The following is a 20,280-nucleotide window of genomic DNA, read 5'->3' on the forward strand; positions in this document are numbered from 1 at the left end:
AATCTTCACCAAAAATTTGAATTGTTATTGTTAAAGTTGTTAAACAAAAAAGCCTGTATCAACCTTTGCCAATACAGGCTTTTTTCATTATAAATCGAGAAGTAGCATCGCTGGGTTTTCAACCAATTCTTTGATAGTGACCAAGAATTGTACGGCTTCTTTACCGTCAATTAAACGGTGGTCATACGACAATGCCAAGTACATCATAGGTAGAATTACCACTTCACCGTTCACTGCCATTGGGCGTTCTTTAGTCGCGTGCATACCCAAAATCGCTGTTTGTGGTGGATTGATGATTGGGGTTGACATCAATGAACCAAATACCCCACCATTGGTAATGGTGAAGGTACCACCCGTCATGTCTTCAATACCTAATTTACCTTCACGCGCTTTTGATGCATAGTTACCAATCGCACGTTCGATATCTGCCATACCCATTTGGTCAGTGTCACGTAATACCGGCACCACAAGACCACGGTCGCTCGATACCGCAACACCCACATCATAATAACCATGATAAACGATATCGCTGCCATCAATAGAGGCATTTACCGCTGGGAAACGTTTTAACGCTTCAGTAGCGGCTTTTACAAACAATGACATGAAGCCTAGTTTTACACCGTGACGTTTTTCAAAACGCTCTTTGAACTCACTACGTAAGTCCATGATAGGTTTCATGTTCACTTCGTTAAACGTCGTCAACATTGCAGTTTCTTGCGTAGCGGCTAACAGACGCTCAGCAACACGGGCGCGTAAACGCGTCATTGGCACACGTTTGTCTGCCCGTTGACCGACTGCATTGGCAACCACTTGGCCGTTGTCTGCTTTAATTGCATTGTTGGCTTTTAAGGTTGGGTTTGCCATGTCTTCTTTGGTTACACGGCCGCCACGACCTGAACCTTCAACGTCTGCAGGATTGACGCCTGTGGTATTCGCGGCTTTACGAACCGCTGGGCTTTGGTCTTTATAATCTGCTTCAGAAGTCGCTTGAGCGGTAGGCGCTTGTTGTGCTGCAGCTGCAGGCGCGGCTTCAGCTTGGGCAGCCGGTGCTTGGGTTTCAGCAGGTTGGGTTGCTGGTGCAGCCGCGGTTGCGCCTTCAGTCAGCTCACCGATGACTTCAGCAGAAAGCACTGTATCATCAACTTGTTTAAGAATTTTGCTAAGCACGCCATCAGCTTGTGCCACCACTTCCATCACAACTTTATCGGTTTCGATTTCACACAATACAGCATCACGGCTTACTTGGTCGCCTTCATTAAAATTCCAAGCAACAATTGTACCGTCAGCAACGGATTCTGGGAATACGGGGACTTTAATCTCACTCATGGAAAACTCCTAGTTAATTTCACATTCTTTCATTTTTAATGGGTTAAATTCATTGTTGTCTTAGCACTCGGCGCAATTGCCTATACCAAAAACCAAGAAGGATTAGTACGCATCTATTAAGTACTAATCCTTTAAAATGCTTAGTCAGTCGCTTGTTTTTCTGCTATTTCCGCTTTAGCTTCTAGCTTGTCTTCGGTTGAATCTTCATTCTTTGGCAAACCCAATGCTTCGTTGATAACTTTTTGTTGCTGGGCAACGTGCATTTGCATCGAACCTGCCGCAGGTGCTGCTGATGAAGGGCGAGCCACTGGCTCAAGCAAGTAGGCTTTGGTCGGACGAGTCGCTGGTTTTGGCGGTGCAATCAAACGGAATAAGTGCGGTGCTAGATAGTACCAAGCGCCTTGGTTACGTGGCTCTTCTTGTGTCCAAACAATACCTTCAAGGTTTGGATATTTTGCCACTTCTTCCAAAATACGTGCTTCAGGTAATGGATAAAGCTGCTCGATACGCACAATCGCCACATGGTTGAGACCCAATTCACGACGTTTTTCAAGCAAGTCATAATATACCTTACCGCCACACAACACTAAACGCGTCACTTGGTTATTATCAAGTTGGTCAATCTCTGGAATCACGGTTTGGAACTGACCTTGCGCAAGCTCTTCAAGCGTTGACACCGCCAACTTATGACGTAGCAGTGATTTTGGTGACATCACAATCAGCGGTTTACGCGCTGGGCGAACCACTTGACGACGCAAGGCATGGAAAATCTGTGCAGGTGTAGTTGGGGTTAACACTTGCATGTTGTCTTCAGCACATAGCTGCAAGTAACGCTCTAGGCGCGCTGATGAATGCTCAGGACCTTGACCTTCATAGCCGTGTGGTAATAGCATGGTCAAACCACAAAGACGTTGCCATTTGGTTTCACCTGAAGAAATAAATTGGTCAATAACTACTTGTGCGCCATTGGCAAAGTCACCAAACTGCGCTTCCCAAATCACTAGCGCATTGGGTACTGTCGTTGCGTAACCATATTCAAACGCCAATACCGCTTCTTCTGACAACAATGAGTTAAAGGTGTCAAAGCGTGCTTGGTTAGGGCTCATGTTAGCAAGCGGTACATACATGCTGCCGTCTTTCATGTTGAACAGTTCTGAATGGCGATGCGAGAAAGTACCACGTCCCACATCTTCACCCGTGATACGCACAGGGTAGCCTTCTTCGACCAGTGACGCATAAGCCAAGGTTTCTGCCGCGCCCCAGTTCAATGGCTCTTGACCGGTTTGCATGGCTTTGCGCTGCTCAACCACTTTTTGCACTTGGCGTTGTAGCTCATAGCCTGCTGGCATTTGCGCCATTTTTTCACCATAAGCTTTTAATTTATTGATATCAACGCCCGTATCCCAATTGTCTTCAAGCTTATGACCAATATAAGGTGTCCAATCTACATACAGCGTTTTATTTGGCTCACGGACGAGTGCGCTAGCAACATATTCGCCTTTATCGAGTGACTCACGGTAGTCATCTTCAAATGCCACAGCTTCTGCTTTGCTAATAACGCCTTCGGCAACCAATTTATTGGCAAATAGCTCACGAGTACTTGGCAGTTTTTTGATGACCGAATACATAAGTGGCTGAGTGGCTGAAGGTTCATCCGCTTCATTGTGACCGTTACGACGGTAACAGTACATATCAATCACGATATCTTTATGGAAAGTTTGGCGATAGTCATGGGCAAGCTGCGCCATAAATACCACGGCTTCTGGATCGTCACCGTTTACATGAAAAATCGGTGCGTGTACCATCTTGGCGATGTCGGTACAATATTCGGTTGAACGCGCATCCTCTAAGCGGCTAGTGGTAAAACCGACTTGGTTATTGATAATAATATGCAGCGTACCACCTGTTGAGTAGGCACGGGTTTGTGACATTTGGAAAGTTTCTTGGTTGACACCTTGACCGGCGAACGCAGCGTCACCGTGTACCACGATTGGCAAAACGGCGTCACCGGTTTTATCATGACGGCGTACTTGACGCGCACGCACTGAACCAATCAATACAGGCGATACAATCTCAAGATGCGAGGGGTTAAATGCCAAGGCTAAGTGCGCTTCGCCGCCCGGTGTCATTACGTTAGATGAATAACCATTGTGGTATTTTACGTCACCTGAACCCACGGTCGGTTGTTTTTTACCATCAAACTCATCAAACAAATCTTTAGGGTTTTTACCTAAGATATTCACTAATAAATTTAAACGCCCACGGTGTGCCATACCGATAACCATTTCTTTGGTACCGTTTTCACCCGCACGCTGAATTATCTCATTGACCATCGGGATAAAGCTTTCGCCACCCTCAAGACCAAAACGTTTCACACCGGTATATTTACGCGCTAAGTATTTTTCTAATCCTTCCGCTGCTGTCAAACGCTCAAGGATAGATTTACGTTTTTCATTGTCAAATTTGACATAGCCAAGATTTTGTTCTAGGTATTTTTCAATCCAGCGTTTTTCTTTGGCGGTGGTCACATGGAAATATTCTGCACCGATGCTGCTACAATAAACTCGCTCTAACACTTGAATGATTTCACGCAGAGTGGCTTTGTCTTTACCGATATTTAGGTCGCTGACAGGGTAAACAGTGTCTAAATCCGCTTCAGATAGGCCATAGTAAGCTAAAGTCAATTCTTCAACTTCGGGACGTGGCATCAGTCCTAAAGGATCTAGATTAGCAATACGATGACCACGACGGCGGTAACTGGTAATCAATTTTTGCACGCCCATTTGGTTGTCCGCAAATTCGCGAATTTCAGAAGGGCTGACGGTACCTGCAGCTGATTGACCGGTAACTTTGTGGGCAGTGGTATTGCGAGCTAATAGCAAAAATTGGTCTTGGATAGTATGGTGAAGGGCGTTCTTATCATCATCTTTGGCAAACTGCGCAAAGTAAGGAATGTATTTTTCATCAACGCTTTGTGGATCTTGAAGATACTGTTCATAGAGTGATTCAAGATAGACTGCGTTATCTGCTGACAGTTCGGTAAACTGAGCAGATGAGACAGAAGTTTGGTTTTGGTTAGCCATGATTCTTTCTACTGTAGTATTTAAAGGTGGAAATAAAAATTTTAGGGAATAGCCTAGCATTTTTATAATTAACAAAAAATTTTGTTAAGGTAATAGTTACCATTCATTTACTAAATATAGCGACTCACGCCGCTTGGCGTGTGGATAAATGGCTATCAAATGGCAGTAAAAGAAGAGTAATGTGAAAGTTAGTTTTCTCCTTCCTTAGAAAATCTAAATGAATATTCCCTATAGATACCTATCGTATATTATACAAAATTCATGATAATTTATCTCATTCATTAGGCGGAAAAGGTATAAAAAATATTATGATATTTGGATATCATTTATTACTTTCATTAATAGATAGCCAATTACTATTAATTTATCACATCCCAATAAAAAAAGCCCTGTCGATACAGAGCTTTTTTGTCACCAAATTTTGGTACTAACCTGCTTGATCTAAAAGCATGTTACGTAAGTGACCAATCGCTTTGGTAGGATTCAAGCCTTTTGGACAAACCGACACACAGTTCATGATGCCACGGCAACGGAACAAGCTAAATGGGTCGTCTAAACGCGCTAAACGCTCTTGTGTGCTAGTATCACGGCTATCTGCTACAAAGCGGTAGCCATTCAACAACGCAGATGGACCTAAGAACTTATCTGGGTTCCACCAGAATGATGGACAGCTAGTTGAACAACAGGCACATAAAATACATTCATATAGACCGTTTAACTTTTCGCGGTCTTCAGGTGATTGTAGACGTTCAGTCGGTGGCGCTGGCTGGTCATTAATCAAGTACGGATGAACTTTTTCATACTGCTCATAGAATTGGTTCATATCTACCACTAAGTCGCGCACGACAGGTAAACCAGGTAGCGGACGTAAAGTAATTTTTTGTGGTAGCGTGTTCATGTTGATAAGACATGATAGACCGTTTTTACCATTGATGTTCATACCGTCAGAGCCACAAATACCTTCACGGCACGAACGGCGGAAACTGATGGTTTCGTCCATTTTTTTCAAACGGACAAGTACGTCTAATAACATACGGTCAGAATCTAAAAGCTCAATTTGGTATGTCTGCATACGGGGTGCTGCGTCTTTATCTGGATCGTAGCGGAAAATCTCGATGGTGCGAGTACCTCTGCTCATAATGCTAAACTCCACACGTTTATGGTATTGGTTTATAGGGTCTTTACAACAGTTTGCAAAGACCAAAAAATATTAATTAGAATGTACGTACTTTTGGCTCAACATAGTCTACAGTCAGTGGGCTCTTACGAACAGGTTTGTAGATAACACGGTTACCTTCAGAGAACCAAAGGGTATGTTTCATCCATTCGTGGTCATTACGACCAAGCGGGGCATACGCATCATCTGCGGCACGTTCGTAGTCAACGACGGTGTGCGCGCCACGACATTCTTGACGCAGGGAAGCTGAAATCATCGTCGCTTTGGCAACTTCATAGAGATTCGCCACTTCAAGCGCTTCAATGCGGGCGGTATTAAACACTTGCGATTTATCAGCTAGGTGAAGACTATTGACCTTGCTTTCAAGTGCCAAGATTTTTTGTACACCTTCATTCATTGACGCTTGGGTACGGAATACACCCGCATGTTGTTGCATGGTACGGCGGATTTCGTCAGCCACATCTTGCGCATTTAGCCCTTGCGTAGATTGCTGTAACACATTCAAACGCGCCAAGGTTTTGTCAAGAACACGCGGTGATAGTGGCTCATAGTCATGACGGTCAGCGGCGTGGAACTCATCAATGATATGTTGACCCGCTGCACGACCAAATACTACCAAGTCGAGTAATGAGTTAGTACCTAGACGGTTGGCGCCGTGCACAGATACACATGAACATTCACCAATCGCATATAAGCCTTTCACGATTTTTTGCTGGGCGTATAAACCTTCCGCATCCGTACCTGCCTCAAGATCTGGCATGACAACCTGACCATGAATATTGGTTGGGATACCGCCCATTTGGTAATGGATAGTCGGTACAACTGGGATTGGCTCTTTGGTAATGTCAACGTTCGCGAAGTTTTTACCAATTTCATAAACCGATGGTAAACGCTTCATGATGGTATCCACACCTAAGTGCGTCATATCAAGTACCACATAATCGCCCTGTGGACCACAACCACGACCTTCTTTGATCTCTTGGTCCATTGAACGTGATACAAAGTCACGTGGTGCCAAGTCTTTTAGGGTTGGTGCATAACGTTCCATAAAGGCTTCGCCATCTTTATTGCGAAGTAGCGCACCTTCACCACGACAACCTTCTGTCAATAATACACCCGCACCTGCGACGCCTGTTGGGTGAAATTGCCAAAATTCCATATCTTGTAGTGGAATACCCGCACGTACTGCCATACCTAGACCGTCACCGGTGTTAATAAAGGCATTAGTAGACGCAGCGAAAATACGACCTGCACCCCCCGTTGCTAGGACAGTTGTTTTCGCTTGGAATACGGCAACACGACCTGTTTCTTGCTCCAGCGCGATAACCCCGTTAATGTCGCCTTTGCTATCTTTGACCAAATCTAGCGCAATCCACTCGATAAAAAACTCTGTGCCTTGCTCAAGATTTTTTTGATATAGCGTATGCAATAATGCATGACCTGTACGGTCAGCTGCCGCACACGCACGTTGTACCGCTTTTTCACCATAGTTGGCAGTATGACCACCAAATGGACGCTGATAAATCGTACCGTCCGCGTTACGGTCAAATGGCATACCCATATGCTCAAGTTCATATACCACTTTTGGTGCTTCACGGCACATGTATTCGATGGCGTCTTGGTCACCTAACCAGTCAGAACCTTTGATGGTGTCATAAAAGTGAAAGTGCCAGTTATCATCACTCATGTTGCCCAAACTTGCGCCAATACCACCTTGCGCAGCAACCGTGTGAGAACGCGTTGGGAACACTTTGGTTAATACCGCAACATTCATACCGCCACGCGCCAATTGTAGCGACGCACGCATACCAGAGCCACCGCCGCCAACGATAACCGCATCGAAGGTTAAGGTTTGAATATTGCTAATGGTGTTGTCTTGTTTTGTTGCCATTGCTTTAATTTCCTAAATGATGGTTCGATTTTATCCCCATAAATGCTTAAAAGCCATGGATGTCAAAATCGATAAATACGTTAACAAAATTTATCTAACAGGATGTTTAGAAGAAAATCATCACGCCCCAAAATAAATAAACCAGGACTGCAAGAATCATGGCAGATTGCAGCACAAAACGTAAACCATTTGACTTAACGTAGTCTGTTAATACAGTCCACATCCCTACCCACGCATGACCCACTAATGCTAGTATCATCAATAGCGTAAATAAGCGCATCGGTAGGCTTAGCATAAAGCCTTGCCATAATTCAAACGTTGGTTGGTGGGTTAAGAACCAACCCAACATCACCAATGAATAAACTGCCAATACAACCGCACTAATACGTTGTACCACCCAATCGCGAGAGCCTGAGCCTGTTAAACCTGTTGCACTTTTCATTAGAACATCACCCATACAAATGAACCCACAACCCAAAGCGCTGCAAGTACAAAGCCAATGAATGTCGCGGTGCGACCACTGTTTAATTCTTCATTCATGCCCATGTCGGCAAATAAATGTTTGAAGCCCATCACAAAATGGTAGCCTAATGCAGCCACAAAGATCCAAGCCAAAAACTTCACCACTGGGTTGGTGAAAATATCTGCAAAGCCTTCAGCACTGGCAAGCGACGTTTGAAAAATCCATAACATCACAGGAATTAGGAGAAATAGCACCACACCAGAAACACGGTGGGTAATTGAAGCCAAAGCAATTGGGTTTTTTGAATTAACATTAATTACTTGGCTTAAAGGAAGGTCAATCGGTCGGTTGCTTTTCACAGCGGGCATCCTTTATTCGCAGTTATAACTTACCTGTGTTGTCGCTATGCCAATATCCAAAATATCAAGCACGAACTTCAAATCACTTGCAGGATTTGATGAATCACATAGCCTGTCAAAAAACAGGTAAATCGAAGATAAGGAATAGCTAGCGTACTTTGGATTATTTAAATAATAGATAGTTATTAGCCGCAAACCTAATCGTATCTCACAATTAAAAACTAATAAATTACCAACTAATAATCGACAAAAAGCCACCCACAATTTACTTTTTAATTTTGTTAAATTACAAAGCTAAAAAGTAAATTATGTTTAGCAAATATTAATAATACAAAGCTAGCCACCAGTAAAATTTTTATAATTATAAGAGTCTTTGATTACAAATACAAACAAAAACAGAAAAAAAACCATCTTTTATCAAACCCCTGTAGCGCACTATTAAAATTCAGAAATAATTTGATAAGATTGCGCGTTTCGAGACTCACCTATGTAGATATTTAACCGCATCAAGGGTTCATAGAATGTCAGTAGTATAGAGCATAGTTTTAGCTAACTCCTGTTAATTATAACTAACTGTTTGTACGCGTAAGGCGTAAATTTACTTTCATTTTTGGCAAAAATGCTGTTAATATAGATATGTTTTAGTTTTGGGTTTTCGCTATTTTTTCGCTATTAAAGTCGCCCTGCACGTCTCTATGTGGCTGGGCAGTCACCTATCCTTGTCATTGCGCCAATGCATTTGAGCAAGTATAGGTCTTCTTTTTTTTACACGTCTGAGAGGATTTTATGTCAGAGAAAGACAATATTGCAACCTTGCACGTCAATGGCCAGGACTATGAGCTTCCTATCATTGAAGGAACATTAGGCGATCCTGTACTCGATATTAAGGCAGTACCCCAAGCTGGTTTTTGGACATACGATCCAGGTTTCATGTCAACCGCTTCCACTGAGTCAAAAATCACCTTCATTGATGGTGACAAAGGTATCTTATTACACCGTGGTTATCCAATTGACCAATTAGCTGATAAAGCAGAATACTTAGAAGTTGCGTATGCACTTATTCATGGTGAATTACCCAATGCTGAGCAAAAAGCTGACTTCTACGAAAAAGTTCGTAAACATTCAATGGTGAATGACCAATTACGTCGCTTCTTTGAAGGTTTCCGCCGTGACGCTCATCCGATGGCGATTATGGTCGGTGTGATGGGTGCATTATCTGCGTTCTACCACAACAATCTTGATGTGAGCAAGCAAGACCATCGTGAAATCACTGCGATTCGTTTGATTGCTAAAGTCCCTACTATCGCCGCAATGTGCTACAAATACAGCAATGGTCAACCATTCATGTATCCGCGTAATGATTTAAACTACGCTGAAAACTTCTTACACATGATGTTTGCAACCCCAGCGGATGTTAACTATCAAGTCAATCCAATCCTTGCAAAAGCGATGGATAAAATCTTTACGTTACATGCTGACCATGAACAAAATGCCTCTACGTCAACTGTACGTCTAGCAGGTTCTACGGGCGCTAACCCATACGCTTGTATTGCGGCAGGTATTGCGGCTCTTTGGGGACCTGCGCACGGTGGTGCCAACGAAGCTGTACTCAAAATGCTGGATGAAATCGGCAGCGTAGACAACGTTGACGAATTCATGGAAAAAGTCAAACGTAAAGAAGTGAAATTGATGGGCTTTGGTCACCGTGTTTATAAAAACTTTGACCCACGCGCCAAAGTGATGAAAGAAACTTGTGACGAAGTATTGGGCGAGCTTGGCATCAAAGATCCACAACTTGAACTTGCGATGAAGCTTGAACAAATCGCCTTGAATGACCCGTACTTTAAAGAGCGTAACCTATATCCAAATGTTGACTTCTACTCAGGTATCATCCTAAAAGCCATCGGTATTCCAACCTCTATGTTTACCGTAATCTTTGCTTTAGCACGTACTTCTGGTTGGATTAGTCACTGGTTAGAAATGCACTCTGCACCTTACAAAATCGGTCGTCCACGTCAGTTATATACTGGCTACACCCAGCGTGATTTTGTGGCTGTTGAAGACCGCGACTAAGCCAATGCTTCAAAAATGTTTCGAACCAAAACCCAGTGTTACACTGGGTTTTTTATTATTAGATGTTAATCAATAAAAAAGGACGTTTTGCAACGCCCTTTTCATTTAACTATAACTTGCTAATCACTTCACCTTACTTATAAAACGCATTGGCAGTATAAGTATGGTCGGTCTCATCAATCACTTGGGTTAATTCTGGTATTTGCTGTTTTAGCGAGACTTCAACCCCTTGTTTTAGCGTCATATCAACTGCAGAGCAGCCTTGACAGCCGCCACCAAATTTAAGCACGGCGGTGATACCAACCCCTTCTTCATGTACCAAATCCACCAATTGCACGTTACCCCCATGGGCCGCTAGATTTGGATTGATTTCCGAAGACAACACGTAATTGATACGTTCCTCTAGGCTCGCATTTTCACCCAGTTTTGGCACTTTCGAGTTGGGCGCACGGAATGTCAATTGACCGCCAAAACGGTCTTTATTGTAATCAATCACTGCATCTTCAAGATAAGGAATAGACGGGGTATCTATATAAGCGGTGAATGTCTCATAATCCAATTTTAAATCATCCGGATTGTGTTCATCTGGCTGGCTATATGACATACAGCATTCTGCTCGCGGCGTGCCTGGATGTTCAACAAAAATACGCACGCCAATGCCGTCAGTATTTTGTTTTGCCAACAACTCAGTCAGATAACCTTGCGCTGAATCGGTAATTTTGATATTTGTGGTTTTTTCTATATCGCTCATATGTCACCCTAGCTTGTCATCAATTTTTACCCATATTTTAGCATAAACTTGAGTAATTTACTCGGATTTTATTGGGGGTGGTTGTTTGGCTTATCAAGGGTCGTCACAACATTTTTTAGGTAAGCTAAAACTTGAATCTATTCATTATCTTTAACCAAAAATAACTTGGCATTGATTAAAAGTTTAGGCAAGATAGTTAAAAAAACATGCTTTATCACCGAACTTTATCACCAAAACGCTATTGGATAGACCGAGGGCGTTATCATTCGCAAGGAGTTTGCGTCATGCCAAATAAAACGACTGACACTATCATGGTTGCTAAAAACGACGTTACCGAGGATAAAGGGCGATTTAGCACACCCAAAAATAAAAAAGGTTATCAATATGACTATTTGGTATTTATCGGGCGTTTTCAGCCGTTTCATTTAGGTCATAAATCGGTTGTCGATGAAGCATTAAAGCTTGCTGAAAATGTGATTATGCTCATTGGCTCTGCCAATTTGCCAAGTAGTATCCGCAATAGTTTTAGTGTCGAAGCACGTAGCCAGATGATTTTGGGCGCGTTTGACAAAAAAGATGCCAAACGCATACATTGTGTCGGTTTGGATGATGCTTTATACAATGACACAAAATGGCTTCAATACGTGCAGCAGTGCGTGAAGTCGGTTACCGGCGATTTAAACGCCAATATTGGTCTAATTGGGCATTCAAAAGACAGCTCATCGTATTACTTGTCACTTTTCCCAAATTGGCAGTCAGTGGCTGTGCCTAATTTTCATGAGTTGTCTGCCACGCCAATCCGTGAAGGCTTTTTGCTGGGTGCCGATCCGTTAACCGATACGGTACCGCAATCGACAACTGATGTCATGAAGGCATTTAAAAAGACCGAAGCATATAAACGCCTACACGAAGAGGCTGGCTTCATTGATAAATACAAAAAACAATGGGAATCAAGCCCCTACCCACCCACCTTTATGACGGTTGATGCCGTGGTCATTCAATCAGGACACATCTTATTGGTTGAGCGTCGTAGTATGCCAGGTCAAGGACTATGGGCATTGCCTGGTGGCTTTATTGACCCGAAAGAGACGCTATTTGATGCGTGTATTCGTGAGCTACGTGAAGAGACTCGGTTAAAAGTGCCTGAAGCGGTTCTGCGCGGTTCGCGCCATAGTCAACACACCTTTGATGACCCGTATCGCTCGGCTCGTGGTCGTACCATCACCCAAGCGTTTTACTTTATGCTCAAAAACGACCCCAAAGGCTTACCATCAGTGAAAGGTGGCGATGATGCCAAAAAAGCGTTTTGGCTACCCTTGGCTGAATTAAGAGCCGATAAACTGTTTGAAGACCATTATGCCATTATTTGCAAAATGGTCGGTCTCTGATTTTTTCCCGCCAAACTGATAGACGGTTTGGTTTTAACCTGCGCAAGCAATCACCAGAGGAGTTCTGTGATGTTTAGTCAAAATTTTGACAATTTTATTTTAAATACTGACAGCTATAAGACGTCGCATTGGCTGCAGTACCCACCAAATACCGAGTACGTATCTAGCTATATTGAAGCGCGTGGCGGCAATAGCAACTTTGAAAATGTGCTATTTTTTGGTCTACAAGCTTTTTTAAAACAGTATCTTACCAAACCCATTACCGACGCTGATATAGACGAAGCCAAAGTGCTACTTGCTGCTCATGGCGTACCGTTTAATGAAGCAGGCTGGCGACAATTAGTCGCCAAACATGGCGGTCTATTACCGCTTCGCATTCAAGCGATACCAGAAGGCATGGTGGTACCAACGGGTCAAGTATTGTGTCAGGTGGTGAATACTGACCCTGAGTTTTACTGGTTGACGAGCTATATCGAGACCACCCTATTACGCGCTATTTGGTATCCTAGCACTGTGGCAAGCCTTTCTTATTATTGTAAACAAATCATCAAAGCAGGCTTGGAAAAATCGGCTGATAACTTAAATAATCTACCGTTTAAATTGCATGATTTTGGCGCCCGTGGGGTGTCTAGCCTTGAATCAGCTGCGCTTGGCGCTCTTGCACACTTGGTAAATTTTTCGGGTACGGATACCTTAAGCGCGATTGTGGCTGCCAATCGTTGGTATGGTATGCAAAATGACATGACTGCTTTTTCCATTCCCGCAGCAGAGCATAGCACCATGACCACTTGGGGACGTGAGCATGAAGCGGATGCCTATGGCAATATGATTGCCAAATTTGGCGGTGAAGGTAAAACCTTTGCGGTGGTGAGTGATAGCTACGATTTATGGAATGCCATTGATAATATTTGGGGTGGTGAGCTAAAAGAAAAAGTAGCGCAAACAGGGGGCACGTTAGTCATTCGCCCTGATAGTGGCGATCCGATAAAAGTGGTGCGTGAAGCCCTGCAGCGCCTGGCAGCAAAATTTGGCACCACCACCAACTCAAAAGGCTATAAGCTACTGCCGAGCTATGTGCGACTCATCCAAGGGGATGGTATTAATCCCACCAGCATGGGTAAAATAATTGATGCGGTGATTAAAGCCGGGTTTAGTAGTGACAATATCACCTTTGGGATGGGTGGCGGGCTACTGCAACAAGTCAACCGCGATACCTTGAATTTTGCCATGAAGACCAGCAGCGCACGGGTGGACGGTTTTTGGCGAGATGTATATAAAGACCCGATTACCAGTGTGAGCAAACGCAGCAAACGCGGGCGTTTAGCCTTGGTCAAACGTCAGGGTAGTTATATGACGCTGCGTGAAGATGAGCTTGCTGAGCAAAATAATTTGTTGCAGGATGTATTTTTGAACGGTGATTTACTAGTTGATGATACGCTAACCGCGATTCGTCAACGCTCATCGGTAAAATCATAATTTAACTTGTCGCAATCTTAACAGCCGTCTTAATCAGACGGCTTTTTATCGTTAAAGCTAATTAACCCTGCTATTGCCAAATATTTTTGGTGCAACTGTTCAAGTTTTAGATACAAATCGTCTAAGCTACCGTTGTTATCAACTATGTCATCGGCTTGCCTGAGTCTGTCATGACGCGACAGTTGATTTGCCATGATATTTTGAATACGTTCAGGTGTTTGACCATCGCGTTGACTAGCACGCTCAATCTGCAAGGATTCATGACTATCGACCACCAATACTCGCTCACACAGATTGGCTAACCCTGCTTCGGATGCTTCGAGCAATAAGGGTGCTACCAAAATTACATAGGGCGACTGTGCAGTTGCTAGTAATTCTTTGGCACGGCTGCGAATGGCAGGATGGGTAATTTGTTCCAAATCCATTAACGCTTGCGCACTACCAAATACATGCTCTCGCATGGCACGGCGATTAAGCTCGCCTGCCTCATCAATCACCCAGTCACCAAATTTGGCGACAATTTTTTTTAGCGTTGGCGTACCTTTGGCAACGACTTCACGTGCCAATACATCGGCATCAATAATGACAATTCCATGCTCAGCAAACCAACGGCTCACTTGTGATTTGCCGCTACCGATACCACCTGTAAGTCCCACTACCAACATAGCAACCCCTCCTTGATTCACGCAAAATTGACCCATAAACGACTTCATGACATTTTGCCTAGATACCACGACATTATTGATTGCCCATACAAAAGCGCTATCATGCCGGCAATCGCGATATAAGGTCCAAAAGCAAAAGGTTTGCTTTCACCTGAGCGCTTCATCAATATCACACCCACAACCGAGCCGACAAACGCAGATAAAAGCACAATTAAGGGTAGCATCAAAGGCCCTAGCCAAGCCCCCAAAGCCGCTAATAATTTAAAATCGCCATGCCCCATCCCGTGCTTGCCCGTAATCAGCAAAAACAGTTGGTAGACAATCCACAGGCATAAAAACCCAAACACATAGCCAAAAATAGCCGCCGTGGGACTGACAAACAAGCCAAAGGCATTGACAAATAAGCCCAATCCCGCTAACGGCAATGTCAATCGGTCAGGCAATAATTGGGTATCAAAATCAATGCCTGTCAAAGCCACTAATGTCCATGTTAATACTAATCCTGCCAGCGCTTGCCAAGTAACGCCAAATTTCATCACCACCAGCACAGACAAAATAGCGGTGATGATTTCCACAAGCGGATAGCGATAACCAATGGCGTGATGACACTCACTACATTTTCCTTTTAACAGCAGCCAACTAACAACAGGTAGATTTTCAAACCAACGTATTGAATGCCCACAATGCGGGCAACGAGAAGCAGGACTGCTTAAGGTAATGGATTCATGATTGTCAATAACGGTTTCTGGATGGAGCAATAGCTGGCATTCGTTCTTCCACTGCTGCTCCATCATTAAAGGCGTGCGATAAATCACTACATTTAAAAAACTACCCACACACAAGCCCAAGATTGATACGATGAGCAAAGTAAGCCATTGCGACTGTTGTAACAACAAAATAAAATCTGAAAAAATCCCCATCGTATCTAGCCCACCACTGAGCCCATTTGGAAAATTGGTAGATACATGGCAATCACCAGACCCCCTACCAGCACCCCCAAAACAGCCATAATTATCGGTTCCATCAGGCTTGTTAACCCATCTACGGCGTTATCTACTTCGTTTTCATAATAAGTCGCAACTTTATCAAGCATCTCCTCTAGACTACCTGACTCCTCACCAATACCGACCATTTGAATAGCCATGCTCGGAAAAAGATTGGTAGAACGCATCGAAAACTGCAATTGTTGACCGGTCGCAACATCGCCTTTAATTTTTTGCGTGGCATTATAAAACACCACATTGTTGGTTGCCCCAGCGGTTGAATCTAACGCATCAATCAGCGGCACACCTGCTGCAAAAGTGGTAGATAAAGTGCGGGAAAAACGGGCAACCACCGCTTGATAAGCAATATTGCCAAAGATTGGTAATTTTAAGGTAAGTCGGTCTAAAAAATCATTAAAGGGCTTGCTACGTTTTTTAGCTTCAGAAAAGCCAATGACAGCGCCTGCAATGCTAAATAGCAATAACCACCACCATTTTTGCATCCACTCCGACATATTGACTACCATTCGGGTAAATGCGGGTAACTCTGCGCCAAATGAATTGAATAAATCAGCAAACACCGGTACTACTTTGACCAGCAAAATAATGGTAACGATAATCGCCACCACGATAACCGCAATCGGGTATTTCAAGGCTTTTTTAATTTTTGCTTTTAGTAGCTCGCTTTTTTCTTTATACGTCGCGACACGCTCAAGCATGGTTTCAAGCGCACCTGATTGCTCACCTGCCTCTACTAATGAACAAAACAAGTCATCAAAATATCTGGGATGTTTGCGCAGCGCTGCAGCAAAGGTGCTTCCTGATTCCACTTCTGACTTGACACTAAGCACCAACTCTTTCATTGAGGGGTTATCGAGCGCATCTGCAACGATTTCAAACGACTGTGTAAGGGGTACACCTGCTTTCATCATTGTAGCCAACTGACGCACAAAGATAGCAATATCAATTGGCTTGATGCTTTTTTTCATTTGAAAAATGGGCTTAGGTTTTTTCTTAATCGTCTTGACTTGGATGCCCTGCTTACGTAGTTGCGCCTTTGCCAGCTCAATATTGCGGCTAGTGGTTTCGCCTTTGACTTTCTCGCCACGGCGATTGACCCCATCATAGACAAAGTCTAATAACATTTCTGTTTGGACTTTTGCCATACCCTTAACCCCTTACTATCTGAACTAATCTTAAATAAAGACGGATGAAAAACGCACTATTCGCTAGTAACACGATACATCTCTTGGATACTGGTCGTGCCTTTTAGAACCTTTAAAATACCTGAGCGCCTTAAATCCCTAAACCCTTGCTTTAAAGCAGCGTCTTTAATCTCAATAGCGTTGCCGTCTTCCATAATAATTCGGGCAATCTCTGGTGTTACTTTCATGACTTCATAAATACCAACACGTCCTTTATAGCCATCGCGGCATTCAGAGCAGCCAACGGGCTCATAAATGACATTGCTGGGATCTGCCAAATCTTCTTCAGTAAAGCCCATTTCAAGCAAGCTATTTTTTGGTACATCTGTCGGTTTTTTGCAGGATTTACATAGGCGACGTGCTAAGCGCTGTGCGATTACCAAATTGACTGAGGTGGCAATGTTAAAAGATGCCACACCCATATTCCGCAGACGCGTTAAGGTTTCTGGCGCTGAGTTGGTATGCAAGGTTGACAGCACCATATGCCCTGTTTGGGCAGCTTTGACAGCAATTTCCGCCGTTTCCAAGTCACGAATCTCACCGACCATCACAATATCAGGGTCTTGACGCAAGAATGATTTGAGCGCACTGGCAAAGGTCAAGCCAACTTTATTGTTCACGTTGACCTGATTAATGCCTTCAAGGTTAATTTCAACGGGATCTTCTGCGGTGGATATATTGGTCTCAACTGTGTTTAAGATATTAAGACCCGTGTACAAGGAGACGGTTTTACCCGAACCAGTAGGGCCGGTAATCAATAACATCCCTTGCGGTTTTGCCAGCGCATCCATAAATAGCTGCTTTTGGTCCGGCTCATAGCCGAGTGCATCAATGCCTAGCATCGCTGATGATGGGTCTAAAATACGCAGTACGATTTTTTCACCAAATAAGGTTGGCAATGAGTTGACACGAAAATCAATCGCCTTATCCTTGGAAATTTTTAATTTGATACGACCATCTTGCGGTACACGGCGTTCAGAGATGTCCATTTGTGACATGACTTTCAGGCGGGCAGCAATTTTACCCGCTAGCTGCGTCGGTGGATTTGCCATTTTTTGTAACACGCCATCAATACGAAAACGCACGCGATAAGATTTTTCATAGGGTTCAAAGTGTAAGTCTGAGGCGCCCATGGTAATGGCTTTGATAAGCATCCCATTAACGAACTTGACGACAGGCGCTTCATCATTGACATCTAAATGACTGGTGGCACTACTGTCGTCATCGGCACGGGTTTCATCAAACTCCACCGCTTCCATATCATCAAAATCAGCTAAATTGCTGGTAGTAAAGATTTTTTCGATGAGTGATTTGATTTTGTGGTGTTCGGCAACCACTGTTTCTACAGTAAACCTTGTACCAAATCGTAGCGCGTCTAAAGCATCTACCCGTGTTGGGTCACTCATGGCAACAAATAAGCGGCTACCTCGTTGGAAAATCGGCACAATATTAAATTCGCGAATAATTTTTTCATCAACCGCTTCTTTTGGAATATAGTTGACATTGATGGCATCCAAATCAATGAGGGGATCGCCAAATTCTCGCGAAATCACCCACGCTACTGCGTCAGGTTGCGCAAGCTTATTATCAACTACATAGGCGATTAAATTTATTTTTTGCTGCTGCGATTCTGCCAATACTTTTTGCATTGCCGCTTCGCTAATTAGTCCTTCATGCACTAATCGCGATGCAATGCCACCAAAACCAGGAAGTGATGCCGCCATCGTTTTTCTCGTTTACTCAATATTTATTCAAATGGGCTAATGTTTGTTAGTGTAAACTATTCATTTATATATTAACAAATCATTCTCGACAAATCCGTGAATTCAACGATAAATAATTTTTATCGCATTTTATCTCCATCAACCTTCATAAAACTGTTTTATACTTTATCCCTTCTTTAAACCCCTCACTTGCGTGACCCAATAATTTATTCGGCAAATCGCGGCAATTGCTTATATAATACGTACCATTTTACGCCTAGTATTTTAAATATTCCTATTTTCATATCTTGATATCTTTAAATGGTGATGTTTTATATCATGATATGTTAAATAGCGTTACTTATATTTTAATGTTATCTTGACATTTATACTTTGTAAATTCATAGATAACCATTTACCTCAATTGACAGGGACATTATGAAAGCATCTGATTATGTAGCAAATTGGCAGAATTCTTGGGTGATTGCTAATTGGAAAATGAATCCTAGCACACAGCTGACTGTCACAGCCCTCATGACCGATTTACAGCAGCAGATACCTGCAGATGCACTGCAAAGCTGTAACGTGGTTGTCGCCCCGAGTTTTATACATTTATCGACCACGCAACAAGCCATCCAACATGGGTCATGTAACATCGGGCTAGCTGCGCAAAACTTATGTGCACAACACGCCGATAAAGGCGCGTTTACTGGGGAGGTTTCGGGGGCTCAGCTCAAGGACGCTCAGGTAAATTATGTTTTAGTCGGACATTCAGAACGCCGTCAATATTTTAATGAAGATGACGCTTGTTTAATCCAAAAAATTCGCCATGCCTTTGCACATGATTTAACCGTTGTTTTTTGTATCGGTGAAACACAAGCCCAGTATGAGCAAAATCAGACCCAAGATGTGCTATCAGCACAATTAATGGTAGTTAAACAACTAGCCGCCGAATTTGCTAATGCCCAATCGGATAACTTAGCATCGCGATTGATTATTGCTTATGAACCCGTTTGGGCAATTGGTACAGGTAAAATCCCAACCATACAAGAAGTACAAAACATTCATGCCTTTATCAACACCACCTTAACGGACATCGATGCCTCTTTAGCCACCACACCGATATTGTATGGTGGCAGTGTGAAAGCGGATAATGCGGCAGAAATCGCCCAATGCCCAAATGTAAATGGAGTGTTGGTAGGTGGGGCGTCACTTGACGCGACTGGCTTTACACAAATTATTCAAGCATTTGCCCAAATTTAAGGTAAAATATCACTCATTTAAAATTTTTTACTTTTGCCACTGACAGCGTTCTTATTGGGCATCAGTGCTATCAAGTTTTGTAGAGATAAGTATGTATAATGCAATTTTAGTGGTTCATATCATTGTCGCGATTTCAATGATTGGTCTGATTTTGGTTCAACATGGTAAAGGTGCCGATGCCGGCGCGTCATTTGGTGCAGGTGGTTCGGCAACCGTATTTGGTGCGTCTGGTTCTGCCAATTTTTTGACGCGCTTGACGGCGGTTTTAACAGCAATCTTCTTTATCACCAGTATGACACTGGCAGTATTTGCTAAACAGCAATCGCTATCTAGTCGTACCCTTGATACTAGCCTAGCGACTAGTACTGCACCTGCAAGCCCTACACCTGCCAAATAAGTTATTAAAAAAAATGTTGCGTTATTGGTAGTTTTGACCTAGAATACAGCGTCTATTTTAGAGTGTTGTTATTTAAA

16 protein-coding genes are annotated in these 20,280 nt (G+C 43.2%); 5 read left to right on the forward strand and 11 right to left on the reverse strand.

What is annotated here, in order from left to right; genetic code table 11:
- Positions 1 to 87: 87 nt before the first annotated feature.
- The 6 genes from odhB to sdhC all read right to left on the reverse strand — a co-directional run bounded on the left by odhB (position 88) and on the right by sdhC (position 8,308).
- Complete coding sequence (odhB, locus tag RT143_RS07650) at positions 88 to 1,326, reverse strand: 2-oxoglutarate dehydrogenase complex dihydrolipoyllysine-residue succinyltransferase (RefSeq protein WP_313014624.1); 1,239 nt, start codon at positions 1,324 to 1,326, stop codon at positions 88 to 90.
- Between the two features lie 140 nt (positions 1,327 to 1,466).
- Positions 1,467 to 4,409 (reverse strand): 2-oxoglutarate dehydrogenase E1 component, encoded by a 2,943-nt coding sequence (locus RT143_RS07655; protein WP_313092230.1) that lies wholly within the window; start codon positions 4,407 to 4,409, stop codon positions 1,467 to 1,469.
- 427 nt (positions 4,410 to 4,836) lie between these two features.
- Positions 4,837 to 5,547, reverse strand: a complete 711-nt coding sequence (locus RT143_RS07660; protein ID WP_007115066.1) for a succinate dehydrogenase iron-sulfur subunit — start codon at positions 5,545 to 5,547, stop codon at positions 4,837 to 4,839.
- 76 nt (positions 5,548 to 5,623) lie between these two features.
- Positions 5,624 to 7,486 carry a succinate dehydrogenase flavoprotein subunit gene (gene sdhA, locus RT143_RS07665; protein WP_179286586.1) on the reverse strand — a complete coding sequence of 621 codons (1,863 nt, stop codon included), beginning with the start codon at positions 7,484 to 7,486 and terminating at the stop codon, positions 5,624 to 5,626.
- 97 nt (positions 7,487 to 7,583) lie between these two features.
- Positions 7,584 to 7,919 (reverse strand): succinate dehydrogenase, hydrophobic membrane anchor protein, encoded by a 336-nt coding sequence (gene sdhD, locus RT143_RS07670; RefSeq protein ID WP_036594948.1) that lies wholly within the window; start codon positions 7,917 to 7,919, stop codon positions 7,584 to 7,586.
- The gene (gene sdhC, locus RT143_RS07675) at positions 7,919 to 8,308 is read right to left on the reverse strand and encodes a succinate dehydrogenase, cytochrome b556 subunit (protein WP_188875239.1); all 390 of its coding nucleotides are present in this window, start codon (positions 8,306 to 8,308) and stop codon (positions 7,919 to 7,921) included. The genes sdhD and sdhC overlap by 1 nt, the downstream gene beginning before the upstream one ends.
- A gap of 777 nt (positions 8,309 to 9,085) precedes the next feature.
- Between sdhC and gltA the strand changes: the two genes are divergently transcribed.
- Positions 9,086 to 10,372 carry a citrate synthase gene (gene gltA / locus RT143_RS07680; RefSeq protein ID WP_050324880.1) on the forward strand — a complete coding sequence of 429 codons (1,287 nt, stop codon included), beginning with the start codon at positions 9,086 to 9,088 and terminating at the stop codon, positions 10,370 to 10,372.
- A gap of 133 nt (positions 10,373 to 10,505) precedes the next feature.
- Here the strand turns inward: gltA and nfuA are convergent, their stop codons facing one another.
- Positions 10,506 to 11,123, reverse strand: coding sequence for a Fe-S biogenesis protein NfuA (gene nfuA, locus RT143_RS07685; RefSeq protein ID WP_313092232.1), 618 nt, complete (start codon positions 11,121 to 11,123; stop codon positions 10,506 to 10,508).
- A gap of 284 nt (positions 11,124 to 11,407) precedes the next feature.
- Between nfuA and RT143_RS07690 the strand changes: the two genes are divergently transcribed.
- Both RT143_RS07690 and RT143_RS07695 read left to right on the forward strand, forming a co-directional pair.
- Positions 11,408 to 12,511 (forward strand): bifunctional nicotinamide-nucleotide adenylyltransferase/Nudix hydroxylase, encoded by a 1,104-nt coding sequence (locus tag RT143_RS07690; RefSeq protein ID WP_313092234.1) that lies wholly within the window; start codon positions 11,408 to 11,410, stop codon positions 12,509 to 12,511.
- 69 nt (positions 12,512 to 12,580) lie between these two features.
- The gene (locus tag RT143_RS07695) at positions 12,581 to 13,987 is read left to right on the forward strand and encodes a nicotinate phosphoribosyltransferase (RefSeq protein WP_219331961.1); all 1,407 of its coding nucleotides are present in this window, start codon (positions 12,581 to 12,583) and stop codon (positions 13,985 to 13,987) included.
- A gap of 29 nt (positions 13,988 to 14,016) precedes the next feature.
- Here the strand turns inward: RT143_RS07695 and coaE are convergent, their stop codons facing one another.
- The 4 genes from coaE to pilB are packed head-to-tail and all read right to left on the reverse strand — an operon-like array spanning position 14,017 to position 18,564.
- On the reverse strand, positions 14,017 to 14,700 hold the full coding sequence (coaE, locus tag RT143_RS07700) for a dephospho-CoA kinase (RefSeq protein ID WP_313092235.1): 684 nt from the start codon (positions 14,698 to 14,700) through the stop codon (positions 14,017 to 14,019).
- Entirely contained in the window at positions 14,697 to 15,572 is an 876-nt protein-coding gene (locus tag RT143_RS07705; RefSeq protein WP_313092236.1) for a prepilin peptidase, read from the reverse strand. The genes coaE and RT143_RS07705 overlap by 4 nt, the downstream gene beginning before the upstream one ends.
- A 5-nt stretch (positions 15,573 to 15,577) precedes the next feature.
- Positions 15,578 to 16,801, reverse strand: coding sequence for a type II secretion system F family protein (locus RT143_RS07710; protein WP_313092238.1), 1,224 nt, complete (start codon positions 16,799 to 16,801; stop codon positions 15,578 to 15,580).
- Positions 16,802 to 16,857: 56 nt separating this feature from the next.
- Complete coding sequence (gene pilB / locus RT143_RS07715) at positions 16,858 to 18,564, reverse strand: type IV-A pilus assembly ATPase PilB (RefSeq protein ID WP_313092240.1); 1,707 nt, start codon at positions 18,562 to 18,564, stop codon at positions 16,858 to 16,860.
- Positions 18,565 to 18,981: 417 nt separating this feature from the next.
- On the opposite strand from pilB, the gene tpiA reads away from it, so the two are divergent.
- Together tpiA and secG are read left to right on the forward strand one after the other, a co-directional pair.
- Positions 18,982 to 19,806: a triose-phosphate isomerase gene (gene tpiA, locus RT143_RS07720; RefSeq protein ID WP_313092241.1), complete on the forward strand. Its 825-nt coding sequence runs from the start codon at positions 18,982 to 18,984 to the stop codon at positions 19,804 to 19,806.
- Between the two features lie 91 nt (positions 19,807 to 19,897).
- Entirely contained in the window at positions 19,898 to 20,203 is a 306-nt protein-coding gene (secG, locus tag RT143_RS07725; RefSeq protein ID WP_313092243.1) for a preprotein translocase subunit SecG, read from the forward strand.
- Positions 20,204 to 20,280: the final 77 nt, after the last annotated feature.

Source organism: Moraxella sp. CTOTU48268 (assembly GCF_032069585.1).
GTDB classification, from domain to species: domain Bacteria; phylum Pseudomonadota; class Gammaproteobacteria; order Pseudomonadales; family Moraxellaceae; genus Faucicola; species Faucicola cinerea.